Source organism: Arthrobacter citreus (assembly GCF_038405225.1).
Taxonomy (GTDB): domain Bacteria; phylum Actinomycetota; class Actinomycetes; order Actinomycetales; family Micrococcaceae; genus Arthrobacter_B; species Arthrobacter_B citreus_A.
Genome location: NZ_CP151657.1, coordinates 3,684,621 through 3,710,344, shown reverse-complemented (window position 1 = coordinate 3,710,344; position 25,724 = coordinate 3,684,621). Strand labels below are relative to the sequence as shown.

Below are 25,724 nucleotides of genomic sequence, written 5' to 3'. Positions count from 1 at the left end.
GACCGGCCGACTAAGGAATTCATGACAGTCTCCACCAGCACGCGGCTATCCGACGGCCGGGAACTCATCTATTTTGACGCATCCAGCGAGGCCGCCCGCCGGCGCGCGGCAGCCCCCGCCGACAGCCGGGGGCTGCCTCCCCGGCCCGGCAGCGGCACCGCACGGTTTGATGCCCTGACCGGAGAATGGATTGCCGTTGCTGCGCACCGCCAGTCGCGCACCCATTTGCCGCCCGCCGATCAGTGCCCGCTGTGCCCCTCCTCGCCGTCGCGCGCCTCGGAAATCCCGGCCGAAGACTATGAAGTGGTGGTGTTCGAGAACCGTTTTCCGTCCTTCGGCCCGGACTTGGGTGTCCTTCCGGACAATCCGGCCTGGGGTGCGACGGCGCCCGCGTACGGGCGCTGCGAAGTGGTGGCCTTCGACTCCGCGCACGAGGGATCCTTTGGGTCCCTGTCCCACGAGCGCGCCCGCACGGTGGTGGACGCGTGGGCGCAGCGCACGGAGGCGCTTTCAGCGATGGAGGGCATCCGGCAGGTGTTCTGCTTCGAGAACCGCGGAGCGGATATCGGCGTGACCCTGCTGCATCCGCACGGCCAGATCTACGCCTACCCGTTCATTCCTCCCCGCTCCGCGGTCATGGCGCAGCAGGCCGCGGCCTTCCATGAGGCCTCCGGCGGACAGCAAACCCTCCTGGGAGCGGCCCTGGACGCGGAGCGCAGTTCCGGCGAACGGATGATCCTCGAAGGCCGCCACTTCAGTGCGTTTGTGCCCTTTGCCGCCCGGTGGCCGCTGGAAGTTCACCTGGTTCCGCACCGCCAAGTGGCGGACCTGGCCGACTTGAACGACGCCGAGCGCGACGACCTGACGTCCGTTTACCTTGACCTGCTGGCCCGCGTCGACGGGCTCTACTCCACGCCCACTCCCTACATCGCGGCCTGGCACCAGGCCCCGCTGGATTCCCGCTTCCGCCCGTCGAGCCGCCTTCACCTGCAGCTGACCTCACCCCGCCGGGCCGAGGACAAGCTCAAGTTCCTAGCCGGCTCCGAAGCGGCAATGGGCGCCTTCATCAACGACACTCTTCCTGAACAGGTGGCAGCAGCCCTGCGCGCCGTCCCCTCCCCCGCCGCCAAGGTGCAGCATGCCGGAAAGGCCCTGTCATGACCCTCTCCACGCCCGAACTTGCCGCTGCCTTCACCGACCGCTTCGGCCGGGAGCCGGCGGGCATCTGGTCCGCTCCCGGGCGGGTCAACCTGATCGGGGAGCACACCGATTACAACGACGGATTTGTGCTGCCCTTCGCCATCAACCGCACGACGTCGGTTGCTGCGGCACCGCGCACCGACCGCACCGCCGTCGTCCATTCCGCCTTTGGCGGAGGAAGCACGGCCAGTTCGCACCTGGAAGATCTTGCGCCGGGCAGCATCGAGGGCTGGGCCGCTTATCCGCTGGGCGTACTGTGGGCCTTCGAGGACCATGGCGTTAAGGTCCCGGGCGTGGACGTACTCCTGGATTCGGACGTACCGGTTGGTGCGGGACTGTCCTCCTCCGCCGCATTGGAATGCGCCGTGGCGGTTATGGCCAATGACCTCTTTGAGGCCGGCCTGACCGGACCCGAGCTGGCCGCGCTGGGCCAGCGCGCGGAGAACCTCATGGTGGGCGCACCCACCGGAATCATGGACCAGTCCGCGTCCCTGCTCGGCGAGGAAGGACACGCAGTCTTCCTGGACTGCCGCAGCCGGGAAGCCCAGCTGGTGCCGCTGGATCTGGCCGGCAGCGGCCTTGCCCTGCTGGTCATTGACACCAAGGTCAGCCACGAGCACTCCACTGGCGGCTACGCCTCCCGCCGTGCCTCCTGCGAGAAGGGGGCCAAAGCCATGGGAGTTCCGGCCCTGCGCGACCTCAGCACTGATGATCTCGCCCGTGCCGCAGACGTTCTGGACGAGGAAACCTTCCGGCGGGTCCGGCACATCGTCACGGAGAACGCCCGGGTGCTGGCCGCCGTGGACGTCCTGCGGGAGTCCGGTCCGAGCGGCCTTGGCCCGCTGCTCAACGAAAGCCACGCGTCCATGCGCGATGATTTTGAGATCTCGTGTCCCGAGCTGGACCTTGCGGTGGAAACGGCTCTCGGCGCCGGGGCGCTCGGTGCCCGGATGACCGGCGGCGGCTTCGGCGGTTCGGCCATCGCGCTGGTGGCCGACGGCGACGCCGGGGCAGTCACTGATGCGGTTTCCCGTGCCTTTGCCGCGGCCGGTTACGCAGCTCCGGCAGTCTTCACGGTGCTGCCTGCCGCCGGCGCGGGACGGGTGGAGGTCTAGGTCCCGGTCCGGCCGGGCGCAGGGGCCGCCGGGTCCAGGTCCGGCCGGGTCTAGGTCCGGCCGGGTCTCTCGCGATCGACGCCCACCACGATCCTCGGGAGCGCGTTTGTGGAGCAGATCGACCGCGTCGGTGTCTGGTGCCGATCTATCGTGCAGATAACGGGCTAACAACCCAGCTCGGCCCATCTCTCGTGCAGATAACGGGGCATCAAGAAATCCTTCGTGCAGATAACGGGACCAAGAACCCCGAAAAGCCCCTTTTGAGCCCTTGATCTGCACAATAGATCCCGGGAAAGCCCCTGATCTGCACGAGAGATCTCGCCCGGACCGGTTCGTCCCTCCTAACACCATCTCTCGTGCAGATAACGGGCTTAGAACCCCGCTCGGCCCATCTCTCGTGCAGATAACGGGGCATCAAGAAATCCTTCGTGCAGATAACGGGACCAAGAACCCCGAAAAGCCCCTTTTGAGCCCTTGATCTGCACAATAGATCCCGGGAAAGCCCCTCATCTGCACGAGAGATCCCGTCCAGTTAGCTGAGGCGGGCTGGTCCAGGTCGGAAGGCTGGGAACGGTCTCCGGCTGGTCATCGGCGCCAGCCGGCGCGTGACTTGGTGGCAGAACCGCGCAGGGTTGGCGGCTGCCGGGTGGCTTGAGGGGCAGAACCGCGCAGGGTTGGCGGCGGCCGCTCCGGGCGGGTGGCTTGAGGGGCAGAACCGCGCAGGGTTGGCGGCGGCCGCTCCGGGCGGGTGGCTTGAGGGGCAGAACCGCGCAGGGTTGGCGGCCGCCGGTCGGCTACCGGGTGGCTTGAGGGGCAGAACCGCTCAGTGACTGGTGGTTCCCCGGCGCGATTCCAGCACCGGCGCTATCCACGCATCGCTGACCACCCCGGTCACCCACGAATACACGGCCTTGTGCCACACATCCACGATGGTTTCACCGGCCGGCCAGGACGACGGCGGCGCCCCGGCCCCGGTGGCATTCTCCAGTGTCTGGTCGGTGGCGAGCCGCACCACGGTGTGGGTGCCGTTGGCCACCGGGCCGCGGATACCGGTCACTGACCAAACGCCCCTCAGCGCACCCAGCACTGCACCGGTTCCCCAGTGCATGGCGTGATTCCACACGGGCGGGTGTTCGCCGTCGTCCGGTTTTTTGCCCAGCAGGGTCAGCAGTGTGCGGGCTGGCACGTAGGAATTGGGCCGGGAAGTGAACAGCTGCTCGGCCTTCTCACCGGCGGTCATCACCGCCACGCCCACCATTCCCGCCGCCGCTCCGGTTCCCGCCGCCTTGAGCAGTGTCCGTCCGCGTCCTGTCATGATTGCCTCCTTGCCCGGGGGGTCATCCTGGTTCCTGTTGGTTTTTCTGTGGAATCCACCCTAGGAGATTGTGCGGGATCCGGCACACTAATCCCATGAGTAAACACGCCGTGGTTCAAGCCGCTGAATTGGAACTTCTCGAGTCCGCCACCCGGGGTAATGCAGTCAGGCTGGAGGAACTACTGCATCCGGAATTCGGAGAAATTGGCCGTTCGGGACGGCAGTGGACACGCGCCGAAGTCATTGCTGCCCTGGCCGGAGAGGCCAGGCGCCCGGCCCCGGAAGCGGACGAATGGGGTTTCGTTGACCTGTCCGAGGATCTTGTCCTCGTGACCTACCGGCTGCGCAACGGGACCAGGCAGAGCAGGCACTCTTCGGTGTGGGATACCTCGGCAGCGGCGCCACGCCTGCGGTTTCACCAGGGAACGGTCATACCGGCGGAATTCCAGTAAGGGGCATTCAGCAGGCCGGGATAACGCCGTTAAACGCCGAAGGCCCGCCCGTTGCCGGGCAGGCCTTCGAACTCCGGCAGATGCCGGTGGTGGAGATGGGGGGAATCGAACCCCCGTCCGATGCTGTGTTGAAAGGGCTTCTCCGGGCGCAGTCTGCGTCGGATTTTCTTGGCCCCAGCCGTCGTACAGACGTGCGGCTGATCCGGGCCCAGCCGTTAAAGTGTCCCGAACACCCTCACGGCTTGGGTGTTCAGCAGTGGCCCTCTAAACGACGCCAGAAACCGGAGCGAGAGCAACTCCGGGCTGACGGACTGTGCCTTACTGCTTAGGCAGCAAGGGCGAAGTCAGTGCGCATAGGTTTGGCACTTATTTTTTTGCAGAGAGCGTTAGCGAGATAACTCTGCATCCTCGGCCCGCTTCCCCTGTCGCGGCAAACATCGTCGAAACCGATCATCCCCGTGTGCAGTTATCAAAATGCGTGCAGCTAACAGGTTCTTCAGCTGCCACTGGCCGCAGAACCGCCGGCCGAATTTTTCGCTCCGGCCAACCCGTGGTTCCCGCGTCCGAAAATAATAACGCCGACCACGCCGTGATGATTCCCCGGCACGGAAAAACTGCCGGAGAATGTCCGCATGGACAACTCACCGCACCCGAACAGCACCGGCCCGGCCGCGCCGGAACCCACCGGGTCCGTCGATGGAACGCCGGCCACCGTCGTCGAGCTGGCCGGACGGGCACGGTTGCTGGCCTCAAGCGGTGGCCGGCGGATTCTGGGCATCACCGGAGCACCGGGAGCAGGAAAATCCACTGTTGCCGCGGAGCTCGCGGCTGCACTCGGGCCGGAAACCGCCGTCCTGGTGCCGATGGACGGCTTCCACTTGGCGAACAGTGTCCTGGAGGCGCTGGGCAGGCGCGGCCGCAAGGGTGCTCCTGACACGTTCGACGACGGCGGGTACGCGGCGCTGCTGGAACGGCTGCGCCGCCAAACGGCGCAGGAGCCGGTGATTTATGCACCGGACTTTCGGCGGGAACTTGAGGAACCAATAGGGTCGGCGCTGCCCATCCGATGCGACGTTCCCCTGGTCATCACGGAGGGCAACTACCTGCTGCTGCCGGATGGCCGGTGGCCGCGCGCCCGGGCCGCCATGGACGAGGTGTGGTTCCTGGCGACCGGGGATGACATCCGCCGGGAGCGTCTGATCCGCCGCCACATGGACTTCGGCAAGTCCGCGGCGGACGCGGAGACATGGGCTCTGGGCAGTGACGAGACCAATGCCGGCACGGTTCGCCGCTACGCCCGGCTCGCGGACCTCACCGTCCGGCTGCCGGAGAACCCAGGCCCATCCCTGCATTGATGGGGGTAGCCTCCGGAGCGGTAGCATGGCCGAATGATCACAGATCGGCCGGCAGCTGCGAATGAACAGGAACCGGCAGCACCGCGGCACCATCAGCTGATCGTGACCCTGTTTGGCCTCTACGCCAGGACGCCCGGCGGCGGCATACCGGTGGCGGCCATCATCCGGCTGCTGCAGGACGCCGGGGTGGGTCCCGCAGGGGTCCGTTCCTCCATCTCCCGCTTGAAAAAGCGCGGTGTGCTGGACAGCGTCACGGTGCAGGGCCGCAGCGGTTATGCCCTGGCCGCCGGTTTGGACGCCACTTTCCAAGAGGGCGACGAGCGCATCTTCCATCCGCAGCGGGCAAAGCTGGGGGATCCCTGGCTGCTGGCCACCTTCACCGTGCCGGAATCGCAACGCAGCGTCCGCCACAAGATCCGCAGTACCCTGGTGCGGATGGGTTTCGGGGCGGTAACTCCCGGCCTGTGGATTGCACCGGGACATCTGCGTCCGGCGGTGCTGTCCTACTTCGACAGCCGGGGCCTCAGCGAGTATCTGGAGTTCTTCACTGCGGACCATGCAGGCAGTACCGACATGCGGGAAAACGTTGCCCGGTGGTGGGACCTTCCGGCCCTGCAGAGCCAATACGCGGAGTTCATCAGGGCCCAGCAGCCGCTTTTAGATAAGTGGACCGCGGGTGAATACAGCGGCCCGGACCAGCAGGCACAGGCGTTCGTGGACCATTTGGTGCTGCTCACCGAATGGCGGAGACTGCCGTACCTGGATCCCGGGCTGCCGGTGGAGTTGTTGTCCAAGGACTGGAACGCACTGGAAGCCCACGAACTGTTTTCCCGGCTGCACTCCCTTCTGGGTCCGCTGGCCAGGAACCACGCGACGGCAATCCTCGAGGGCGTTTCCTGACAGCCCTTAGCCTGCCCCGTTCCGGGGCGGTTGAGCACAGGGCGGTCGGCGGCGCTAACCATCGACGGCGCTAAGCCGTCGGCGGCGCGCGTCCGTCGTCTTTCCATCGTCTTTCCGTCGGCGGCGCCAACCGTCAATGGCACAGGCGCCGCCGTCCGCCGCCTTCGGGCTAGCCGCGGTCCTGAATGACTGCGACGCCCTGAATCTCGATGACGGCTTCCTTCTGCCATAGCCGGCTCACGCCGATTCCCGCCATGGCGGGGTACTCGCTGCCGGCCATCTCGCGCCACAGCTTTCCGATTTCACGTCCGTGGGCCATGTAGTCATCCACGTCGGTCAAGTAAATGGTCACCGAGACGAGATCCTCCGGCCGGCCGCCGGCCTCCGCCAGGGTGGCCAGGACGTTGCCGAACGCCTGCTTGAACTGTTCCACCACCCCGCCCCCGACAATCCGCATGTCCGCGTCCAGTGCCGTCTGGCCGCCGAGGTAAACGGTTTTTCCGGCAAGAACACCGTGGGCGTACCCCGAAGGCTTGGGCAGGGACGCGGGATTGATGACCTTGTTAACCATGACGTTTTTGTCCTCCTGAGCGGGCGCTGATCCGCGCCGAAAACCTCTGTTCAAGCCACGTGAGCCGTGCTACATTGAGCGTACGTGACGCCGGTCATAAAGTCGACATACGTTCAGCAGGGCAAATATTCGGTACAGGGGCAGCGTGGCCCGCCGGCGGACAGCCGGCCGGCGACATCCTGCGGAGGAGAGCACATGAAACTTGCAACGATCAGGATCCACGACAGCAGCACGGCCGCCGTCGTCCTGCCGGACGGAGACTATCTGCTGCTGGACGCACCGGATCTCAGCTCCCTGCTGCAGCGCGAAGGCTGGCAGGAAGAGGCTGCCCGGCAGGCGGCAGCCCCGGAAGCCGGCTCGCGGAAGGTATCCGAAGCCGACGTCGAGCTCCTCAATCCCCTGCCCACTCCGGCCAAGGTCATCTGCTGTGGCCTGAATTACAGCGACCACATCCTGGAAATGGGACGCGATCTGCCGGAATACCCCACGCTTTTCGTCAAGTTCGCTGACACCCTCACCGACCCGGAGGCTGACCTGGAGATCTCCGCCAGTGAAAGCGTTGACTGGGAGGCCGAACTTGCCGTCGTCGTCGGCACCATGCTCAGCGGAGCTGATGAGGCGGAAGCCGCAGCCGGCATCGCCGGCTACACGGCCGCCAACGACATCTCGATGCGGGACTGGCAGAACCGGACCCTGCAGTGGTTCCAGGGCAAGGCGTTTGACCGCACCACTCCGCTGGGGCCCGTCCTGGTAACCCCCGACGAGCTGGACCCCGAAGCGGGCGTGGACGTCAGCTGCTTCCTCAACGGCGAGCGCATGCAGCACGGCAGCACCGCCAACCTGGTCTTCAGCGCCGCGCAGCTGCTCTCCTATATCTCCACGTTCACGGTGCTCCGCCCCGGCGACATCGTCCTGACCGGCACGCCGGGCGGTGTGGGCATGGGGATGAAACCTCCGCGCTACCTGGCCGACGGCGACGTCGTCACCACTGAAGTCGGCGGTATCGGCCGGCTCGAAAACCGCATCCGCATCAAGAACACGCCATAAAAGCACCGCCACCAGCGTGGCCTCATAACCCCGGCTCCGCTCCAACCCACCGGCAGCACGCTGCCACGAGAGGACACCATGATTGAGTACAGCACCGAGGGAGACAACTCCATCTACGCCGGCGCCGATGGGCAGGTTGTTCCCGTAGTCACCCGTGCCGGCGAGGAGGACACCAACACAGCGCAGTCCGGGGACTGCGTCCGGGTGTCCGGCGTCAGCATCCAGCACACCCCAGCCACCAAGATCTGGTTCGGCCAGGTCTCCAACGTTCCGGGCTACCGGTCCCTGCCGCACCACCACGGAGAGGCGGAGACCGGCGGGTACGTGCTGCGCGGCCACGGGCGGATCTACTTCGGTGAGGACTACAGCCAGTTCCTGGACATGAAGGCCGGAGACTGGGTGTTTGTGCCGCCGTTCATGCCCCATGTGGAGGCCAACATGTCAGTCACCGAGGAGCTGGTCTGGCTCACGGCGCGCACCCCCGAGAACATTGTGGTCAACCTGGAGGATGTCCCGGACGAAACCCTGGACGGATACCGCCGGTCATGAACTCCGATATCTTCCTGCAGGCCATAGAACTCAAGCCAACGGAGGCTGAGGTCTTTGACCAGGCCTACACGGCAGTGCCGCAGTATGTTCCGTGGCCGAAGGCCTACGGCGGAGACATGGTGGCGCAGGGCGCGCTGGCCATGATGCGCTCGGCTTCCGAAGACCGCCGGTTGCATTCCATGCACAGCTATTTCCTCCGCCCGGTGGATATTGGCCTTCCGGTGCGGTACGAAGTGGAACTGCTGCGGGACGGCCGCGGCTACTCCACCCGCCAGGTGCGCGGGTTCCAGAACGGCAAACCTGTTTACGCCGCCCTGGGTTCCTTCCATGTGCCCGAACAGGGGCCCTCCTACGCACCGGACATGCCAGCGGAGTACGCGGCCATCGACCCGGAATCCCTGTCCAGCGCCGCCGAGGTCCTGGCAGAACAGAACACCGACAACGCCCGGTACTGGTCCACGGGCCGCAGCTTCGACATGCGCCATGTTCCGGGTCCGCTGTACCTGGAATTTGACGGGAACTCCGCACCGCAGCAGGCCGTGTGGATCAAGGCCTTCGCCGCCCTGCCCGATGATCCGGCCATTCAGCGCGCCGCCCTGGCCTACGTCTGCGACTACACCATCCTGGAGCCGCTGCTTCGGGTGCACGGACTGGCCTGGGCCACACCGGGACTGACCACCGCAAGCCTCGACCACTCCATGTGGTTCCACCGCGACGGGCGGGTGGATGACTGGGTGCTCTATGCCCAGGATGCCGTCTCCTCCCAAAACAACCGGGGGCTGGCCACCGGCCGCTTTTTCACCCGGGATGGAAACCTCCTGGCCACGGTGGCCCAGGAAGGCATGATCCGCGGCCCCCGTGGCTGACCCTGCCCGAGCCCTCCACATGGAAAGAGACGCCATGGAACTCTCCCCCTCGGCCCACCAGGACACCTTTGCCCGCGACCACCTTCCGCCCAGGGAGCAGTGGCCGGTTCTGGAGTTTCCCCTGCCCGAACTGCAGTACCCGGATCGGCTCAATGCCGCCCAGGCGCTTCTCGACGATACGATTGCCGTCCACGGCGGCAGCCGGACCGCGCTGCTCGCTCCGGACGGAGTTCAATGGAGCTACGCCCTTCTGCTGCAGCGCGCCAACCAGGTGGCTCAGGTCCTGACCGAGGATCTCGGGGTAGTGCCGGGAAACCGGGTGATGCTGCGGGCACCGAATAATCCGTGGCTGGTGGCCTGCTGGCTCGGCGTCCTGAAGGCAGGCGCAGTGGTGGTCACCACCATGCCCGCCCTGCGGGCCGGAGAAATCAGGACGCTGGTGGATCTGACGCGTCCCTCCGCTGTGCTGTGCGACCACCGGTTCCTGACTGATATGCAGGCGGCGGCCGAGGACCTGCCGGTGACGGCGGTCGGCGGTGGCGGTGAGGATGATCTGGTGGCGCTAGCGGCGGCCAAATCCGGCGAGTTCGCCAACGTGCAGACGGCGGCCGACGACGTCGCGCTCCTGGGCCCGACGTCGGGCACCACCGGCACACCCAAGGTCACCATCCATTTCCACCGCGACATCCTGGCCAATGCCGACACCTTTGCCCGGCACATCCTCAAGCCCACGGCGGATGACGTTTTTGCCGGTTCGCCGCCGCTGGCGTTCACCTTTGGTTTGGGCGGGCTGGTGGTCTTTCCCCTGCGGTTTGGGGCCTCCACGCTGCTGACGGAGCGGACCACCCCGGCCGAGCTGGCCGAACTGAGCCGGGAAGCGGGTGCAACCATTCTGTTCACGGCGCCCACGGCGTACCGGGCCATCATCAAGGAAGGGCTGGGGCACCTGCTGGCCCCGCTGCGCATTGCCGTTTCCGCCGGCGAGCACCTGCCCGAAGCCACCTGGCAGGAAGTGAAGCGGGCAACGGGCCTGGAACTGGTCAACGGCATTGGCTCCACCGAAATGCTGCACGTGTTCATCTCGGCGGCGGGCTCGGACATCCGTCCCGGCGCCACCGGCCGGGCCATCCCCGGTTTCCGGGCCACCATTCTCGGGAACAACGACGAGGAGCTCGAACCCGGCAAAGTGGGCCGCCTGGCCGTCATTGGCCCCACCGGGTGCCGGTACCTCGATGACCCGCGGCAGGCCAACTACGTGGTCAATGGCTGGAACGTCACGGGCGACACCTTCCTCATGGACGAGGACGGCTACTTCTTCTACCAGGCACGCTCGGACGACATGATTGTCTCCTCCGGCTACAACATTGGCGCCCCCGAGGTTGAGGCAGCCCTGAACCAGCACCCCGACGTCGTGGAAAACGCCGTCATCGGCCGGCCCGACCCGGAGCGCGGCACCGTTGTCTGTGCCTTTGTGGTCCTGCGGGACGGGGTGCCGGCTGATGATGCCAAGGCCCGGGAGCTGCAGGACTTCGTCAAGCAGACCATTGCCCCCTATAAGTACCCCCGCGCCATCAACTTTGTCACCGAACTCCCCCGCAACCCCAGCGGAAAACTCCAGCACTTCAAGCTCCGTGAAGGCTTTACCGCCGCCCAGGCTTAGTTCCACGCCGGTTCTCCGGCCCAGAAAGGACACACCATGAAGATCGCAGTTGTTGGCGGCGGCCCCGGAGGGCTGTACTTCGCCGCACTCATGAAACAGCTTGATCCCACGCACCAGGTGACGGTGTGGGAACGCAACGCCGCGAGCGACACCTTTGGCTTCGGCGTCGTCTTCTCGGACGAGACGCTCGGCGGGATCGGCAATGCGGACACCACGATTGCCGACTACATGTCCCGGCGGTTCGCGCGCTGGACGGACATTGACATTCATTTCCGCGGCGAACAGCACACCATCGGCGGACAGGGCTTCGCAGCCATGAGCCGCAAGGAACTGCTGGAACTGCTGCAGCGCCGCTGCGCCGAACTGGGCGTGGACCTGCGCTTTTCCACCCTCGCCCCCGACGTCGCGGAACTGAGCGCCACGCATGACCTGGTCCTGGCCGCTGACGGACTCAATTCCGCCGTCCGCACCGCCCACGCCGAATCCTTCAAGCCGTCCCTGGACCTCCGCCGCTCCAAGTACATGTGGCTGGGCACCGATCAGGTGTTTGAGGCCTTCAAGTTTTTCATCAAGGACACCGAGCACGGGGTCATGCAGATCCACGGCTACCCCTACTCCGATGAAGGCTCCACCTTCATCGTGGAAATGCATGAGGACGTCTGGCGCGCAGCAGGCTTCGACGAAACCGAGGGCGATGTTTTCCCGCCCGGAGTCAGCGACGAAGCGGCCATAGCCCGGATCCGGGACATCTTCCGGGACGAGCTCCAGGGATACAAGGTCCTGTCCAACAACTCCAAGTGGCTGAACTTCACCACGGTGCGGAATGAGAACTGGCGGCACAACAACATTGTCCTGCTCGGCGATGCCGCCCACACCGCGCACTTCTCCATTGGATCCGGCACGAAACTGGCCATGGAGGATTCCCTCGCACTTGCCGCATGCCTGCATGAACATCCCGATGTGGAAGCTGCTTTGGCCGCCTACGAAACCGAGCGGCGCCCCGTTGTGGAGTCCACGCAGCGCGCGGCCCAGGCTTCGCTGGAGTGGTTCGAGAACATCGGGCAGTACGCCCAGCAGGAACCGGTCCAGTTCTGCTTCAACCTGCTCACCCGCAGCCGCCGCATCACCTATGACAACCTCAAGCTGCGTGATCCGGACTTCGCTGCCCTGGTGGACCGGTCCTTCGCGGAATCCGCCGGTTCCGCAGACGTGGCCCCGGCGATGTTCCAGGCGGGCCGGATCGGCAATTTGGAGCTCAAGAACCGGATTGTGGTTTCGCCCATGGACATGTATTCCGCCGTCGACGGTTATCCCGGTGATTTCCACCTCACCCATCTGGGCAGCAAAGCGCTGGGCGGTGCCGGGCTGGTGATGACCGAAATGGTCTGTGTGTCAGACGTTGGCCGCATTACCCCGGGTTGCACCGGGCTGTATTCGGATGAGCAGCGTGACGGATGGCGCCGGATCGTGGACTTTGTCCACCAGCAGTCCACGGCCAAGATTGGTGCCCAGATTGGCCACTCGGGGCGCAAGGGCTCCACCCGCCTCATGTGGGAGGGCATTGACGTTCCGCTCGAGGACAGCTGGGAAGTGGTGGGCCCGTCGGCCATGCCGTACGGGGATGGATGCAACGTGCCGCGCGAAATGACCCGCGACGACATGGACCGGATTCTGGCCGAGTTCACCGACTCTGCGCGGCGGGCGGCGGATGCCGGCTTTGACCTTCTGGAGCTGCACGCAGCCCACGGCTACCTGCTCTCCTCCTTCCTCTCCCCGCTGTCCAACCGCCGCACCGACGAGTACGGCGGCAGCCTGGAAAACCGGCTGCGCTATCCCCTGGAGGTCTTCGACGCGGTGCGCGCCGTCTGGCCGGCGGAACGGCCGCTCACGGTCCGGCTTTCGGCAACCGACTGGGTGGAAGGCGGCAACACCGACGACGACGCCGTGGACATCGCCCGGGCGTTTATCGGACACGGTGCGGACGGCATCGATGTGTCCTCCGGGCAGGTTTCGAAAGAGGAGAAGCCCGCGTTCGGCCGCAGCTACCAGACGCCCTTTGCGGACAAGATCCGCAACCAGGCGGCGGCGGCGGACGGTGTTGCGGTCATCGCCGTCGGCGCCGTGTCCTCGTACGACGATGTCAACTCCATCCTCCTCGCGGGGCGGGCCGACTTCTGCGCCCTGGGCCGCACCCACCTCTACAATCCGCAGTGGACCCTGCAGGCAGCTGCCGAGCAGGACTACCGGGGTCCGGGCGCTGACTGGCCGCTGCCGTTCAAGGCGGGTCGGCGGAAGCCGCCGAGCGCCCGCACCGATGCCGTCCGGCCGAGGCTGTCGCTGCTCCGCGAGCCGGATGCGGAGTCCGGGCCGACGCACCTGCGGTGGACGCCGCAGAAGGCCCGTGCTGTCCAGCCCGGGGTGCTGACGCCGAGACGCTAACAAACGAACAAGCGAAGAAGCTGCTGGCAGGCTAAGGAGCAGTACACAAAGGGAAGTGCCCGCCTCTCACGGGGCGGGCACTTCCCTTTGTGCAGTCTCAGTACTGCCGGTGCACTGCCGGGATGAGTGGATGCAGCGCAACAGGCCTCCGGGCGGCGGCTCGAAATGAGTCGCCGCCCGGAGGCCTGTTTCGTGGCTTGCAGCTTGGCCCGAAGCTCTAGGCTTTCATTGCCTCGGCGGAGGGAGCTGCACCGGCGTCAGCTGCGAGCCCGTCCAGCTGCGGAACCCGCTTGGGAATCAGGGCCACCGCTCCCGCGGCAATCAGGCCGACAATGGCGAAGACGGCAAAGTTCCACTCGAACGGCACGCCCGAAGCAGCAATCCAGCCGCCGATAATCGGTCCGGAGATGGCACCGATCCGGGCGAAACTCAGCGCCCAGCCGGTGGCCGTGGCCCGGGTGGCTGCGGGGTAGTAATCCGCGATGTAGCCGGTCAGGACCAGGGATGTGGAGATGGAGCCGATGCCGGCAAACGCCACAAAGGCCAGGTTCACCACCATGGAGTTCGGGAACATCAGCAGCAGGATTCCGGCCGCACCCAGGACGTAGAAGACCACCAGGATCAGTTTCTGGCCAACCCGGTCCGCAGCATAGCCCAGGGCCAGGCCGCCAATTGCGGATGCGAGGCTGAAGACCAGGAGGAAGGTCAGCGAGGAACCCAGGTCATAACCGGCCTTGCGCATGATCTGCGGCAGCCAGGTGTTCAGTCCGTAGACCAGGACCATTCCGCAGAAGAGGGAGATCCAGAAGAACACCGTGGAACGCAGGAACTTGCGGGAGAACATGGTGGCCATGACTTCGCGCCAGGGGATCGATGCCCCGCCGCGGGCCGGGGGCGTGGGGTTGTAGTTGGGGATGTTCTGGCGTGCGGCCAGTGCCTTGGCCTGCGTAATGCGCCCCTTCGACACCAGGTACTCCAGGGATTCCGGCAGCAGATAGGCAACCACCGGCAGGATGAGAACGGGCAGGGCACCCACGGCCACCACTGCGCGCCAGCCGAAGTTGGGCAGCAGCGCCATGGCGACGAGTGCCGACGCGACAATGCCCAGCGAATATCCCGAATACATGAGGCCGTAGTTGAAGGACCGCTTTTTGGGCGCGGAATATTCAATGGTCAGCGCGGCCGCAACGGGGATGACTCCGCCCATGCCGAGGCCGCCCAGGAAGCGGAAGAGACCGAAGATTTCGGGGGTGGGCGCCATGGCGGCACCCGCCTGGGTGACCGTGAAAATGGCCATGGACAGCAGGAGCATTTTTTTGCGCCCAATGATGTCGCTGAGCGTACCGATGAACAGTGCGCCAAAGAGCATGCCCACCAGGGCGTAGGCGCCGAGGCCTCCCAGCTCAAGCGGCGAGAGATCCCATTCCTTGTATTCGGCCAGCGCCGGCAAGACGGCGCCGAGGACGCCGACGTCGTATCCCTCGGCGAGGATCGCCAGCCAGCAGGCAAAGAGCACCAGGCCGGTTGTACGGCGGGGAATGTTCCATTCAGTTGATGGCGATACCTGTTTAGCCACGGTGCTCCTCGAACTCGCAGTGCTGGGACGCTCTCCATATTGACCTACTATGACGATCGTCACAATAGATAAACAGATTTATCTTGGGCGACTTCTTTTCGTGGCAGTTCCGCGGCTCCCGCTTCCCGTCCCAGGACAGGCCAAGGGCCGGACAAGCGAACCTGTCCGGCCCCGGGTAGAGATCGGCTGCTCTTGGCAGCGGCCTGGCTTTTCAGGCGGCCGACGTTTCAGCAGCGGCATTTTCAGCGGCTGCCTATTTAACTGCATTGCCTTCAAGCGCAGTGCCGCTGCGTGGCGGCGCGCTCTAGTGGCGGCGCGCTCTAGTGGCGGCGCGCTCTAGCGGCGGCGGCCAAAAATGAGGGAAGCGGCAGCCGTGGCGGCAGTGACCGTGAAAACCGACGGCCAGGCGCCGAGCTTCTTTGCCAGCGGGTGGGACAGGCCGAAGGCTGCCACATAACCGGCGGTCAGCGCTGCGGCTGTGCCGGTGCCGGCGTCGCGCTTCCAGAGCGTGAAGGCGGCCGCACCCGCGGCGGCGAGGACCGCTCCGCCGAGCTGGCGGTTGCCGGTGTCGCGGGCGGTTTTGTAGCCGCCGATCAGGCCGGCGCTGGAAACGATGGAGGACAGAAGGGCACTCACTGTGGTTTTCTCCTAAAGGCTTGGGAACAGATTCCAGCCTAGCGCGGCGCCAGCGTCTAAGCTGGGGCCACATCCGTTCCCCTCCCGCCAAAGGACTGCGCATGACGACGACGCCCGTAAATCTGCTTGCTGACGACGCAACTCTGGAGAAGGTGGCCACCGGCGCGGCCTGGGCGGAGGGTCCGGTCTGGATTCCGGCACGGTCCGCGGTGCGTTTCAGCGACATCCCCGGCAACCGAATCCTGGAATACCGCGAGGCCACGGGTGATCTGGAGGTTTACGCGGCAGAGGCTGAGTTCACTAACGGCCGGGCGCTGGACCAAGCCGGAGCGGTGATCCAGTGCTCGCACGGGCGGCGGGCCATTGAGCGGGACACCGGCACTGCGGACGACGCCGTCCCCGCCGTCACCACGCTGGTGGACTCCTACAACGGGCACCGGCTGAACTCCCCCAATGACGTGGTGGTGAAGTCCGACGGAACCATCTGGTTCACTGACCCCTCCTACGGAATCCAGAAGGAAACGGAGGGCCACCCGGGCGAGGAGGAATACGGCGACCGTTACGTCTTCCGCTTCGATCCGGCCAGCGGCGAGCTGACGCCGGCGGTTATCGATGTGGAGGTGCCCAACGGGCTGGCGTTCTCCCCCGATGAATCCATCCTCTACGTCTCTGACACTTCCCGGGGCACCCCGGCCATGGACGGCGGCGAGCGCCTGAATGGCCACGCGATTCACGCGTACGACGTCGTCGGGGGCCGTTTTGCGCGCAACGGACGGGTTTTCGCCGAGGTGGATCCGGGCGTTCCGGACGGTTTCCGGGTGGACGTGCACGGTAATATCTGGTCCTCGTCGCAGGACGGTGTGCAGGTGTTCTCCCCGGACGGCACCCGAATCCTGCAGATCCCGGTGCCGGAGACCGTCAGCAACGTGTGCTTCGGGGGCGATGACGGGACCACCCTGTATCTGACCGCGTCCACCAGCCTGTACCGGATCGCCACCACGGTGACCGACGCGGCGGCAGCTCTGCGCGCCTAGCTAAACCGCGTGGCTAGCTAAACCGCGCGGCGGCGGACACCGCGGCGTTGCGGACTGTGGTGAACTTCCCGGCCGTGCTGGCCCGGTTCAGCAGGCGGGCCATCAGCACCATGCGCGTGCCGCGGCGGCGGCGGTTGGCGTCGTAGCGGTGCAGGGCGGTGCCGGCATCGGGGGCCGCCGCTAGTGCTTCCACCAGTGCAGCCGCGTCCAAAAGCGCTTCGCAGGCGCCCCGGCCAAGATTCGGGGCCATGCCGTGTGCGGCATCTCCCAGCAGGGCTGTCCTGCCGAAAACGTAGGATGGCAGACGCGGTATATCGGACAGCTCGCGGTAGTCCACTGGATTGCCGTCCAATTGCCCGAGTACCCGGCCAACTTCCGGATGCCAGTTCCGGTACAGGCGCCCCAGGATTTCTCCTGCCCGGGACTGGAGTGCTTCCGGAGACAGATCTGTTCCGAGGCCGGACAGCATCGGGTCCCCGGAACGAAAACACGCGAACCAGTTGGTGTTTTGATGATCGAGCGGCGTGATGCCGAACAGCCGGCCCGGCCCCCAGGTCTCACTCACTTCGCCGGTGGGGCCCGGCACCGTACCGCGGAAGGCCACGGTTCCGAGCGGTCGGGGGCGGATGCCGAACTGGGCGGTGCGCAGCCGGCTCGAGATCCCGTCAGCAGCAATAACCACATCAGCGTGCGGCAGGGATTCCGGCCCGGTCACCGGGAAGTTCCACTGGATTGTCTCCGCGGGCAGTTCATCGGCCAGCGCCTCCAGCAGGACGGTCCGCGGCACCAGCCGGGCGGCGCGCCCTTTGCCAAGCGCCGCTATTTCGCTGCCGTCGGGACGGAGGATCCGCGCACCGCTCCGTTCCACCGATCCGGCACGGACCGTGCTCCCGGCGCCCAGCGCGTCCAGCGCCCGCATGGCTTCCGGCCACATGCCCAGTGCGGTTCCGCTGCCGGGCATGGCCGCGTTGCGCTCCAGAACCTGGACTGACCAGCCGGCGCGGAGCAATCCCCGCGCGGCAGCCGTTCCCGCAATTCCCGCCCCGATGACGAGTGCTGATCCGCGCATGCGGTCCTCCTCAATCCCCGGCTGCCAGCAGCGGCCGCAGATTTTCGTACGCCCACGCGCCCAGGGTGGTGGGCGTACCTGAGAGGCTGTTCCGCGGATTTTCCGGCGAAAAGCCCAGCTGTCCACGGGACATTCCCAGCACCCCGTTGATCTGCGCCTCGGTGAGGCCCGCTGCGCGCAGCCCGTCGGCGACGTCGTTCTCCGGCACCTGCTCTGCGGCCAGCGGGCGGCCAACGGCATCTGCCACAATCCGCGCCACCTCTGTAAAGGACAGGTCCCGCGGCCCGAGGACGCCCAGCGAGCGGACCCCGGTCCAGTCTGGTGCCAGCAGTCTGGCAGCGGCCACATCACCAATATCCCGCGGATCCACCCAAGGCATCCGGTGGTCCACCGGAAGGGTAGTGGCGAGCACTCCGGCCCGCAGCGACTCCAGATCCATCAGGAGATTGGTGAAGAAATACCCGCAGCGCAAATGCGTCACGTACGCGCCGGTGTTGTTGAACAGGTCCTCGGTGCCGCCCAGCCCGTCAATGTCCCCGAAACCGCTTCGGGCCTCGGCGCCGACGCTGCTCTGAAACACCACCCGCGGAACCTTATTGACGGAGACTGCCTCGGCGGCAACGCTGCCAAGCCGAAGATAGCCCGCCACCGGGTCATCGTCCTGCGGTGCCGGACTCACCCAATACAGGGCGTCGGCATGTTCAGTGGCCCGCAGGACCGCATTCGGGTCCCCGGAATCTCCCTCCACGACGTCACAGTGCGGGGCCAGTCCGGGATTCAGCCGGGACGCGTCCCGCACCAGGACGGTTGGCCGCATCCCGGCCTGCACCAGCAGCTGGAGGACCCGGGATCCCACCCGGCCCGTCGGTGTTGTCACCACAATTCTCATGGAAGCTCCGTCCCCGCTGTTCCCGGCCCGGCGCACAATGCAACACACCGCATTCTCCGCCACTAGGGTTAGCCTGCTTGCATTCATTCAGCAAGGGGGAATCACTTACTTGAGCACCATCCAACCCGCAGTTCCGCCGGGACCACCGGCTCCCGCCAGCACCGGCTGGGGCATTTTTGGCCTCTGGCTCAAGTGGATGCTGCTGACGCTGATCACACTGCGAACTCTACTCGTTCTGGGTCTATCCGCGCATGACCCAGTGGACTGTGGAAAAAACCGTCTACGCCTAAAGCTGTTTGACCCACCTGCGTTAAACACCGGCGCCGCCCCGGGAGCTAATCCCGAAGCGGCGCCGGACCATGGCACAGTTGTGGGTCTTACCCCCTGGTACCTGTCTTAGTGTCTGCCTTGCCCCTTACCTCTTGGCCCAGGGCAGCACCAGTGAGGCGTACCGGTTCTTGATGGTCTCCAGGAGTTCGTCGCCGGGGTTGTCCCAGATCTGCTGGTTGAAGATCTCCACCTCAATGTCGCCGGTGTAGCCGGCGTCCGCCACCCAGCCGGTGATCGTGGCAAAGTCGATCACGCCGTCGCCCATGATTCCGCGCGAGAGCAGCGCATCGGCCGCGATCGGCATGTTGAAGTCACAGACCTGATAGGACGCAATCCGGTTTTCCCGGCCGGCACGCGCAATTTGCTCCCGCAGCTGCGGATCCCACCACACATGGAAGGTGTCCACTGCCACGCCGACGGCGGCGGCCGGGTATGGCGCCGCCAGGTCCAGCGCCTGCCCCAGGGTGGACAGCAGTGCCCGGTCCGCGGCATACATGGGATGCAGCGGTTCCAGTACCAGGCGCACCCCGTGCTCCGTGGCAAAGGGAACGAGTTCCCCGAGCCTGTCCGCCACCCGCTGCCGGGCCGCAACAATGTCCCTGTCTCCGGCAGGAAGCCCGCCGACCACCAGGAACAGCTCCCCCGTCCCCAGGATTTCGGCCTCCAGAATGGCTGCCCGGTTGTCCTGCACGGCGGCCTCGCGGCCCTCCTGGTCCGAGGCGGTCAGGAATCCGCCGCGGCACAGGGATGACACCCGCAGCCCGGCATTGCTGATGAGTTTCGCCGCCCGTTCCGTGCCCACCTCAGCCACCCGGTCCCGCCAGGGGCCGATCGCCGGGATGCCGGTGCGCACGCAGCCGTCGATCACCTGCTCCAGGGTCCAGTACTTAGTGGTGGCGCTGTTCAGGGACAGCCGCGAGAAATCACTCATGCTCCCACTCCGTTCACGCTCAGCCAGGAACGCATCCGTGCCGCCGCGAGGTCCGGATCGGCGAGCAGGCCCGCCTTGTCCGCCAGCTCAAAGGTCCGCACCAAATGCGGGACGGACCGGCCGTTCTGCAGCCCGCCCACCATGGAGAAGCCGGGCTGCCGGCCGTTGAGCCAGGACATGAAGGCAATGCCGGTCTTGTAGTAGAACGTGGGGGCGCTGAAGATGTGCAGGCCAAGCTCCCGCGTGGAGTCCAGGATGGCCCGCGCCTCCGCCGGCCGGCCGGCGTCGTACTTCTGCAGCGCCACTGACGCCGCGGGATAGATGGCCGCAAAAATCCCCAGCAGGGCGTCGGAATAGTGCGTGCCGTCGCCGTCTATCAGTTCCGGATAGTTGAAGTCATCTCCGGTGTACAGGCGGACTCCTTCGGGCAGCGCCGCGCGCAGTGCCTTCTCATGGGCGGCATCCAGCAGCGACACCTTCACGCCGTCAACCTTCGCCGCGGACCCTTCGATCAGCTCCCGGAAGGTGGCAGTGGCGGCGTCCACGTCAGCCCCGCCCCAGTAACCGGCAAGCGCCGGGTCAAACATGTCGCCCAGCCAGTGCAGGATGACCGGTTCGCTGACCTCATCCAGCAGGGTGGAGTACACCCGGAGGTAATCCTCCGGCCCGGACGCCACCCGGGCCAGGGCGCGCGAGGCCATCAGGATGACCTTGGCGCCGGAACCCTCAACCACTGAAATCTGTTCGCGGTATGCGGCCAGGACGGCATCCACGCCGGCCCGTCCCGAGGGCAGCGCGGCCAGGTCCAGGTGATCGGTACCGGCTCCGGCCGCAATCAGGTCACGGACCGTTTTGCCCGCGACGGCGGGAGCACCCGAGGCTGCCACTGACGCAGCCTCGGCGGCGGAGCGCTTGATCAGTTCCTGGGTCGCGGCCCAGTCCAGGCCCATCCCGCGCTGTGCGGTGTCCATTGCGTCGGCGACGCCCAGTCCGTAGGACCACAGTTCGTGCCGGTAGCCCAGCGTCGCATCCCAGTCCATGTCCGCGGGTGCGCCGGGAACATTGTTTCCGGTGGTCCGTGGAATGACGTGCGCGGCGGCATAAGCGCGGCGGGCCTGAAGCGGCGCCGTCGGGCGGTTCCACACCATGGCCGGCGCGGTGGTGTACGCACGGGTGCCGCCGTCGTCGGCGGGCAGCGTTAGCTCTGCCATCAGAGGGTGATCTCCTCGATGTCCAGGGTGCGCCGCTCCGCGGAGGACTGCAGGCCAAGTTCGGCCAGCTGCACGCCGCGGGCCGCGGACAGCAGGCCAAAGCGGTGCTCCCGGCCGGCGACGACGTCGCGCAGGAATTCTTCCCACTGCAGCTTGAATCCGTTGTCCAGTTCCGCGTTGGCGGGCACTTCCTGCCACTGACTGCGGAAGGATTCGGTGACCGGCAGGTCCGGGTTCCATACGGGCTTGGGCGTGTTGACCCGGTGCTGGGACACGCACTTGTTCAGCCCGGCAACGGCGGATCCGTGCGTGCCGTCCACCTGGAACTCCACCAGCTCATCGCGGTACACGCGCACGGCCCAGGAGGAATTGATCTGGCCAACCACGGGATCCCCGGCCGGGGTTTCCAGTTCAAAGATGCCGTAGGCGGCGTCGTCTGCCGTTGCAGCGTATTCGTGGCTGTCCTCGTCCCAGCGGGTGGGAATGTGGGTGACCGTCTTGGCATTGACCGTGCGGACCTTGCCAATGATGCCTTCGAGCACGTAGCTCCAGTGGCAGAACATGTCAGTGGCCATGCCGCCGCCGTCCTCCTTGCGGTAGTTCCAGGACGGGCGCTGGGCCGCCTGGTGGTCGCCCTCAAAAACCCAGTAGCCGAATTCGCCGCGGATGGAGAGGATGCGTCCAAAGAACCCTTCGTCAACCAGGCGGCGGAGCTTGACCAGCCCCGGCAGGTACAGCTTGTCATGCACAACGCCTGCCGTAACCCCGGTTTCGCGGCCGATGCGGGCCAGTTCGATGGCCTCCTCCAGGGTCTCCGCCGTGGGCTTTTCCGTGAAGATGTGCTTGCCCGCGAGCATGGCCTTCTTCAGCGTGGCGGCGCGGAGGTTGGTCATCGAAGCATCAAAAACGACGTCGACGGTGGGATCGGCGATTACGGCGTCCAGATCCGTGGTCCATTCCGAAACCTTGTGCTTTTCGGCCAGTTCGCGGAGCTTGGCTTCGTTGCGGCCCACCAGGATGGGCTCCACCTGAACCCGCGTGCCGTCTTCCAGCAGGAAGCCTCCGGCTTCGACGATGGGCAGGATCGAGCGCAGCAGGTGCTGGCGGTAGCCCATCCGTCCGGTGATGCCGTTCATGGCAATCCGGATGGTCCGGGGCTTGGCGGGGGTGTTCTCCATGGGGTCGGTCTCCATTGACTGGTGGGGAAATGCGGGAAAGCGCATTCCGGACAGGTCCCATCCTGCCCCAGCTTGCGGGTTCTGGCAAGCACTTTCCAGGGGGTGCCATAATTGCCGTCTGACTACCGTGGAGGAACCGTGCCCGCTTGCACCTTGTATGAAGTAGCCCGCCATGCCGGGGTTTCCCTGGCCACCGCATCACGGGTTCTCAACGGCTCCAGCCGCCGCCCCGGCGATGCAATCTCCGAACGGGTCAAAGCCTCCGCGGCGGAACTCGGCTACATCGCCAATGCACAGGCCCAGGGCCTGGCCAAGAAAAACAGCGGGATGCTGGGGCTGATCCTGCACGACATCAGCGACCCCTACTTCTCCACGATTGCGCGCGGGGTCCAGGGGTCCGTCCAGGATCAGCAGAAGGTGGTCCTGCTGGCCAGCACCGGCGGCGGGCCCGCCAGCGAGCGCCGCGCCGTCGCCACCTTTGCCGCACGGCGTGCCGATGCCATTGTCATTGCCGGCACCCGCACCGACACCGAGAAGGCCGCCGGCGAAAATGAACTGCTGCTCACCGAACTGCGGCGCTATAAGGCCAACGGCGGCAAGGTGGCGGTGATCGGGCAGCCGGTGGTGGGCTCGGTGCCCGACGACGGCTTCCATACCGTCCCAGTGCCCAACCGGCAGCTGAGCCTTCAACTCGCCGCAGATCTTGCCTGTGCCGGCCATCGCCGCTTCCTGATTCTGGCCGGACCCGAGGGCCTGGTGACATCCGATGAACGCCTGGCCGGCTTCCAGGAAGGGTTGAAGCAAGCCGGACTGGATCCCGCAGAGGTGCGCCGCACCGGGTTCAACCGTGACGGCGGATACGACGCCGCGGTCACGCTGGCAGAGGATCTGAACTCCGGAACGCCCTCCGCCCGGACCGGCGCCGGCGACGGGCCGGCCGTCTGTGTCTTCGCAGCCAGCGATGTGATGGCGATCGGAGCGATCGCTGGCCTGCGGGAACACGGACTGCGCATTCCCGAGGATGTTGCAGTGGCGGGTTTTGACGATATCGAGACGCTGCGCGACTTCACCCCGGCCCTGACGACGGCGCAGCTGCCGCTCTCGAGCCTCGGCAGCGAGGCCGTGGCCCGGGTCCTGGCCGAGGACCCGCCACAGGATCCTTTCGTGGCCCAGGGGCACATCATCCTGCGCCACAGCACCGAAACGTCCTAACCGCGGCGGGGCTGCCGGAGGAATCCGCAGCCGTTCGCCAACATGACACGCAGCGCAGCCGATGTGACGCAGTGCACAAAGAGGGGTTTCGGGAAACCGCTTTCTCACGTATGCTCTCAGGAGTTCGGAGCAGACGCCCTACGAGAAACGGAGAAACGGAATGCAACCCGTGCCCTTCCGCAACGATGCGGTTCCCCGCGAGGCCCGGCAGCGTACCGGCAGTAAAGGACAGCCATGTCGGTACTGAGTGAGCTATCCAGCCTGAAACGATCCAAAGGTACTGTCAAACGCAAGCTGACCCGGGCCGAAAAGCAGGAGGAGCGGGCAGGCTTCCTGTTCCTGAGCCCGTGGATCGTGGGCCTGGTGGCCATCACCATTGGCCCCATGGCGGCTTCGCTGTATTTGTCCTTCACTGACTACAACATGCTCCAGCCGCCGCAATGGACCGGCCTGGAGAACTTCACCCGCATGATGGACGATGCACGGCTGCTGAACTCGCTCAAGGTGACATTCCTGTTCGTGTTTATCTCCGTCCCTCTCCAGTTGCTGGCAGCCCTGGTCCTGGCACTGGTTCTGGACCGCGGGCTCCGCGGCATGAACCTGTACCGCTCCATCTACTACCTGCCGTCCCTGCTGGGCGGCTCGGTAGCCATCGCCGTTCTGTGGCGCCAGATCTTCGGCACCGAGGGCCTGATCAACCAGGTCCTCGGGTTCTTCGGAATCCAGGGCCAGGGCTGGATTTCAGACCCGTCCACCGCTCTGGGCACCCTGATGATCCTCAACATCTGGACCTTCGGCGCTCCCATGATCATCTTCCTCGCCGGGCTGCGCCAAATTCCGGTCATGTACTACGAGGCCGCGTCCATGGACGGCGCCTCCAAGCTCCGCCAGCTGTGGACCATCACGATCCCCCTGCTGACACCGATCATCTTCTTCAACCTGGTGCTGCAGATCATCGGCGCCTTCCAGTCCTTCACCCAGGCCTTCGTGGTCTCGGGCGGAACCGGGGGCCCCGCCGACTCCACCATGTTCTACACGCTGTACCTCTACCAGAAAGGCTTCGGAAACTTCGACATGGGCTATGCGTCCGCCATGGCCTGGCTCCTGCTGGTGATCATCGCCATCTTCACGCTGATCAACTTCATGGCTTCGAAGTTCTGGGTGTTCTATGACGACTAACACAGAAGCCGCGGCCACAGCAGTTCCCCCCGGTGCAGCCACCGGACTCCGCCCCGCACGCCGCGCCACTCCCCGTAACCGCAACCGCAAGGGCAGCGGTTCACGCCTCCTCAAGCACATCGTGCTGATTGTCTTCGGCCTGATAATGCTGTACCCGCTGCTGTGGATGCTTGTCAGCTCCCTGCGGCCCAACAACGAAATCTTCCGGCAGTCGGGCCTGCTGCTGACCACGTTCGAATTCTCCAACTACACGGAGGGCTGGAACGCGTTGCGCTCCCCCTTCGGCCATTACATGATGAACTCGCTGATCATCGTGTTCGGATCCATTGCCGGCAACCTGATCTCCTGCTCCATGGCCGCCTATGCCTTCGCCCGCCTTCGGTTCCGCAAGCGCAACCTGCTTTTTGCGATCATGCTCATGACGGTGATGCTGCCGATCCATGTGGTGATCGTTCCGCAGTACATCATTTTCTCTCAGCTCGGCTGGGTGAACACCTTCATTCCGCTGATCCTGCCCAAGCTCCTGGCCACCGACGCGTTCTTCGTGTTCCTCATGGTCCAGTTCATCCGCGGCCTGCCCCGGGAATTGGACGAGGCGGCGCGCATTGACGGCTGCGGCCACGTGCGGATCTTCACGAAGATCATCCTGCCCCTGATGATGCCCGCCCTGGCCACCACGGCCATCTTCACCTTCATCTGGACCTGGAACGACTTCTTCAGCCAGCTGATCTTCCTGACGGATCCGGACATGTACACGGTTCCGGTGGCGCTGCGCTCCTTCAACGACTCAACGGCCACGTCTTCATGGGGATCCATGTTTGCCATGTCGATTGTCTCCCTCCTGCCCGTCTTCCTGGTCTTCCTCTTCGGACAGAAGTACCTGGTCAAGGGCATCGCCACCACCGGCGGCAAGTAAACGCACCACGAGTAACCGCACCACCAGCCGGAAAGTTGTTCGGCGAAACCGTCCATCACCGACCGCACCTCCCCATCCGACAGGAAGCATTCAA

Annotated in this window: 23 protein-coding genes and 1 other RNA gene; 14 read left to right on the top strand and 10 right to left on the bottom strand. The window is 65.6% G+C overall.

Annotation, left to right across the window (positions count from 1 at the left end; genetic code table 11):
• Positions 1 to 21: 21 nt before the first annotated feature.
• Together galT and galK are read left to right on the top strand one after the other, a co-directional pair.
• Entirely contained in the window at positions 22 to 1,161 is a 1,140-nt protein-coding gene (galT, locus tag AAE021_RS17235) for a galactose-1-phosphate uridylyltransferase (RefSeq protein WP_342023515.1), read from the top strand.
• A complete protein-coding gene (gene galK, locus AAE021_RS17230; RefSeq protein ID WP_342023514.1) occupies positions 1,158 to 2,315 on the top strand; it encodes a galactokinase in 1,158 nt (385 codons plus the stop codon). The genes galT and galK overlap by 4 nt, the downstream gene beginning before the upstream one ends.
• Positions 2,316 to 3,138: 823 nt before the next feature.
• Here the strand turns inward: galK and AAE021_RS17225 are convergent.
• A complete protein-coding gene (locus AAE021_RS17225) occupies positions 3,139 to 3,630 on the bottom strand; it encodes a hypothetical protein (protein WP_342023513.1) in 492 nt (163 codons plus the stop codon).
• Positions 3,631 to 3,725: 95 nt separating this feature from the next.
• Here AAE021_RS17225 and AAE021_RS17220 point away from each other — a divergent pair, with 95 nt between their 5' ends.
• Positions 3,726 to 4,082 (top strand): DUF4440 domain-containing protein, encoded by a 357-nt coding sequence (locus AAE021_RS17220; RefSeq protein WP_342023512.1) that lies wholly within the window; start codon positions 3,726 to 3,728, stop codon positions 4,080 to 4,082.
• A gap of 87 nt (positions 4,083 to 4,169) precedes the next feature.
• Here AAE021_RS17220 and ssrA read toward each other — a convergent pair.
• Positions 4,170 to 4,540: a transfer-messenger RNA gene (ssrA, locus tag AAE021_RS17215) on the bottom strand.
• Between the two features lie 174 nt (positions 4,541 to 4,714).
• Between ssrA and AAE021_RS17210 the strand changes: the two genes are divergently transcribed.
• Both AAE021_RS17210 and AAE021_RS17205 read left to right on the top strand, forming a co-directional pair.
• A complete protein-coding gene (locus AAE021_RS17210; protein WP_342023511.1) occupies positions 4,715 to 5,437 on the top strand; it encodes a nucleoside/nucleotide kinase family protein in 723 nt (240 codons plus the stop codon).
• Between the two features lie 33 nt (positions 5,438 to 5,470).
• Positions 5,471 to 6,337 (top strand): PaaX family transcriptional regulator, encoded by an 867-nt coding sequence (locus tag AAE021_RS17205; RefSeq protein WP_342023510.1) that lies wholly within the window; start codon positions 5,471 to 5,473, stop codon positions 6,335 to 6,337.
• A gap of 169 nt (positions 6,338 to 6,506) precedes the next feature.
• On the opposite strand, the gene AAE021_RS17200 is transcribed toward AAE021_RS17205, so the two are convergent.
• Positions 6,507 to 6,908 carry a RidA family protein gene (locus AAE021_RS17200; protein WP_342023509.1) on the bottom strand — a complete coding sequence of 134 codons (402 nt, stop codon included), beginning with the start codon at positions 6,906 to 6,908 and terminating at the stop codon, positions 6,507 to 6,509.
• A gap of 195 nt (positions 6,909 to 7,103) precedes the next feature.
• On the opposite strand from AAE021_RS17200, the gene AAE021_RS17195 reads away from it, so the two are divergent.
• The 5 genes from AAE021_RS17195 (at position 7,104) to AAE021_RS17175 (ending at position 13,469) form a co-directional block, all read left to right on the top strand.
• Positions 7,104 to 7,955 (top strand): fumarylacetoacetate hydrolase family protein, encoded by an 852-nt coding sequence (locus AAE021_RS17195; protein ID WP_342023508.1) that lies wholly within the window; start codon positions 7,104 to 7,106, stop codon positions 7,953 to 7,955.
• Positions 7,956 to 8,033: 78 nt separating this feature from the next.
• Complete coding sequence (locus tag AAE021_RS17190) at positions 8,034 to 8,504, top strand: cupin domain-containing protein (RefSeq protein WP_342023507.1); 471 nt, start codon at positions 8,034 to 8,036, stop codon at positions 8,502 to 8,504.
• Complete coding sequence (locus AAE021_RS17185) at positions 8,501 to 9,370, top strand: acyl-CoA thioesterase (RefSeq protein WP_342023506.1); 870 nt, start codon at positions 8,501 to 8,503, stop codon at positions 9,368 to 9,370. The genes AAE021_RS17190 and AAE021_RS17185 overlap by 4 nt, the downstream gene beginning before the upstream one ends.
• Before the next feature lie 34 nt (positions 9,371 to 9,404).
• Positions 9,405 to 11,030 (top strand): AMP-binding protein, encoded by a 1,626-nt coding sequence (locus AAE021_RS17180; RefSeq protein WP_342023505.1) that lies wholly within the window; start codon positions 9,405 to 9,407, stop codon positions 11,028 to 11,030.
• Between the two features lie 36 nt (positions 11,031 to 11,066).
• Positions 11,067 to 13,469: a bifunctional salicylyl-CoA 5-hydroxylase/oxidoreductase gene (locus AAE021_RS17175; RefSeq protein ID WP_342023504.1), complete on the top strand. Its 2,403-nt coding sequence runs from the start codon at positions 11,067 to 11,069 to the stop codon at positions 13,467 to 13,469.
• 217 nt (positions 13,470 to 13,686) lie between these two features.
• Here AAE021_RS17175 and AAE021_RS17170 read toward each other — a convergent pair whose 3' ends face one another.
• On the bottom strand, positions 13,687 to 15,045 hold the full coding sequence (locus tag AAE021_RS17170; RefSeq protein WP_342023503.1) for an aromatic acid/H+ symport family MFS transporter: 1,359 nt from the start codon (positions 15,043 to 15,045) through the stop codon (positions 13,687 to 13,689).
• 336 nt (positions 15,046 to 15,381) lie between these two features.
• Positions 15,382 to 15,681, bottom strand: coding sequence for a hypothetical protein (locus AAE021_RS17165; RefSeq protein WP_342023502.1), 300 nt, complete (start codon positions 15,679 to 15,681; stop codon positions 15,382 to 15,384).
• 101 nt (positions 15,682 to 15,782) lie between these two features.
• Between AAE021_RS17165 and AAE021_RS17160 the strand changes: the two genes are divergently transcribed.
• Positions 15,783 to 16,715, top strand: coding sequence for an SMP-30/gluconolactonase/LRE family protein (locus tag AAE021_RS17160; protein ID WP_342023501.1), 933 nt, complete (start codon positions 15,783 to 15,785; stop codon positions 16,713 to 16,715).
• Between the two features lie 13 nt (positions 16,716 to 16,728).
• Here the strand turns inward: AAE021_RS17160 and AAE021_RS17155 are convergent, their stop codons facing one another.
• The 5 genes from AAE021_RS17155 to AAE021_RS17135 form a co-directional block, all read right to left on the bottom strand.
• On the bottom strand, positions 16,729 to 17,784 hold the full coding sequence (locus tag AAE021_RS17155) for an FAD-dependent monooxygenase (RefSeq protein WP_342023500.1): 1,056 nt from the start codon (positions 17,782 to 17,784) through the stop codon (positions 16,729 to 16,731).
• Positions 17,785 to 17,794: 10 nt separating this feature from the next.
• Positions 17,795 to 18,673, bottom strand: a complete 879-nt coding sequence (locus AAE021_RS17150; protein WP_342023499.1) for an NAD(P)H-binding protein — start codon at positions 18,671 to 18,673, stop codon at positions 17,795 to 17,797.
• A 415-nt stretch (positions 18,674 to 19,088) separates the two neighbouring features.
• The gene (locus AAE021_RS17145) at positions 19,089 to 19,934 is read right to left on the bottom strand and encodes a sugar phosphate isomerase/epimerase family protein (RefSeq protein WP_342023498.1); all 846 of its coding nucleotides are present in this window, start codon (positions 19,932 to 19,934) and stop codon (positions 19,089 to 19,091) included.
• On the bottom strand, positions 19,931 to 21,145 hold the full coding sequence (locus AAE021_RS17140) for a dihydrodipicolinate synthase family protein (RefSeq protein WP_342023497.1): 1,215 nt from the start codon (positions 21,143 to 21,145) through the stop codon (positions 19,931 to 19,933). The genes AAE021_RS17145 and AAE021_RS17140 overlap by 4 nt, the downstream gene beginning before the upstream one ends.
• Positions 21,145 to 22,323, bottom strand: coding sequence for a Gfo/Idh/MocA family oxidoreductase (locus AAE021_RS17135; RefSeq protein ID WP_342023496.1), 1,179 nt, complete (start codon positions 22,321 to 22,323; stop codon positions 21,145 to 21,147). The genes AAE021_RS17140 and AAE021_RS17135 overlap by 1 nt, the downstream gene beginning before the upstream one ends.
• A 153-nt stretch (positions 22,324 to 22,476) precedes the next feature.
• Between AAE021_RS17135 and AAE021_RS17130 the strand changes: the two genes are divergently transcribed.
• The 3 genes from AAE021_RS17130 to AAE021_RS17120 all read left to right on the top strand — a co-directional run bounded on the left by AAE021_RS17130 (position 22,477) and on the right by AAE021_RS17120 (position 25,630).
• Positions 22,477 to 23,535 (top strand): LacI family DNA-binding transcriptional regulator, encoded by a 1,059-nt coding sequence (locus AAE021_RS17130; protein WP_342023495.1) that lies wholly within the window; start codon positions 22,477 to 22,479, stop codon positions 23,533 to 23,535.
• 234 nt (positions 23,536 to 23,769) lie between these two features.
• Positions 23,770 to 24,714: a sugar ABC transporter permease gene (locus AAE021_RS17125; protein ID WP_342023494.1), complete on the top strand. Its 945-nt coding sequence runs from the start codon at positions 23,770 to 23,772 to the stop codon at positions 24,712 to 24,714.
• A complete protein-coding gene (locus tag AAE021_RS17120; protein ID WP_342023493.1) occupies positions 24,704 to 25,630 on the top strand; it encodes a carbohydrate ABC transporter permease in 927 nt (308 codons plus the stop codon). Before AAE021_RS17125 ends, AAE021_RS17120 begins: the two co-directional genes overlap by 11 nt.
• The last annotated feature ends 94 nt before the right edge of the window (positions 25,631 to 25,724 follow it).

Bases quoted from the DNA above. Each gene is read 5' to 3' on its own strand.
- AAE021_RS17225 (WP_342023513.1), bottom strand. From the start codon at position 3,630: ATGACAGGACGCGGACGGACACTGCTCAAGGCGGCGGGAACCGGAGCG.
- AAE021_RS17190 (WP_342023507.1), top strand. From the start codon at position 8,034: ATGATTGAGTACAGCACCGAGGGAGACAACTCCATCTACGCCGGCGCC.
- AAE021_RS17145 (WP_342023498.1), bottom strand. From the start codon at position 19,934: ATGAGTGATTTCTCGCGGCTGTCCCTGAACAGCGCCACCACTAAGTAC.
- AAE021_RS17180 (WP_342023505.1), top strand. From the start codon at position 9,405: ATGGAACTCTCCCCCTCGGCCCACCAGGACACCTTTGCCCGCGACCAC.
- AAE021_RS17195 (WP_342023508.1), top strand. From the start codon at position 7,104: ATGAAACTTGCAACGATCAGGATCCACGACAGCAGCACGGCCGCCGTC.
- AAE021_RS17185 (WP_342023506.1), top strand. From the start codon at position 8,501: ATGAACTCCGATATCTTCCTGCAGGCCATAGAACTCAAGCCAACGGAG.
- AAE021_RS17140 (WP_342023497.1), bottom strand. From the start codon at position 21,145: ATGGCAGAGCTAACGCTGCCCGCCGACGACGGCGGCACCCGTGCGTAC.
- AAE021_RS17210 (WP_342023511.1), top strand. From the start codon at position 4,715: ATGGACAACTCACCGCACCCGAACAGCACCGGCCCGGCCGCGCCGGAA.
- AAE021_RS17120 (WP_342023493.1), top strand. From the start codon at position 24,704: ATGACGACTAACACAGAAGCCGCGGCCACAGCAGTTCCCCCCGGTGCA.
- AAE021_RS17150 (WP_342023499.1), bottom strand. From the start codon at position 18,673: ATGAGAATTGTGGTGACAACACCGACGGGCCGGGTGGGATCCCGGGTC.
- galT (WP_342023515.1), top strand. From the start codon at position 22: ATGACAGTCTCCACCAGCACGCGGCTATCCGACGGCCGGGAACTCATC.
- AAE021_RS17200 (WP_342023509.1), bottom strand. From the start codon at position 6,908: ATGGTTAACAAGGTCATCAATCCCGCGTCCCTGCCCAAGCCTTCGGGG.
- AAE021_RS17205 (WP_342023510.1), top strand. From the start codon at position 5,471: ATGATCACAGATCGGCCGGCAGCTGCGAATGAACAGGAACCGGCAGCA.
- AAE021_RS17135 (WP_342023496.1), bottom strand. From the start codon at position 22,323: ATGGAGAACACCCCCGCCAAGCCCCGGACCATCCGGATTGCCATGAAC.
- AAE021_RS17125 (WP_342023494.1), top strand. From the start codon at position 23,770: ATGTCGGTACTGAGTGAGCTATCCAGCCTGAAACGATCCAAAGGTACT.
- galK (WP_342023514.1), top strand. From the start codon at position 1,158: ATGACCCTCTCCACGCCCGAACTTGCCGCTGCCTTCACCGACCGCTTC.
- AAE021_RS17155 (WP_342023500.1), bottom strand. From the start codon at position 17,784: ATGCGCGGATCAGCACTCGTCATCGGGGCGGGAATTGCGGGAACGGCT.
- AAE021_RS17160 (WP_342023501.1), top strand. From the start codon at position 15,783: ATGACGACGACGCCCGTAAATCTGCTTGCTGACGACGCAACTCTGGAG.
- AAE021_RS17175 (WP_342023504.1), top strand. From the start codon at position 11,067: ATGAAGATCGCAGTTGTTGGCGGCGGCCCCGGAGGGCTGTACTTCGCC.
- AAE021_RS17220 (WP_342023512.1), top strand. From the start codon at position 3,726: ATGAGTAAACACGCCGTGGTTCAAGCCGCTGAATTGGAACTTCTCGAG.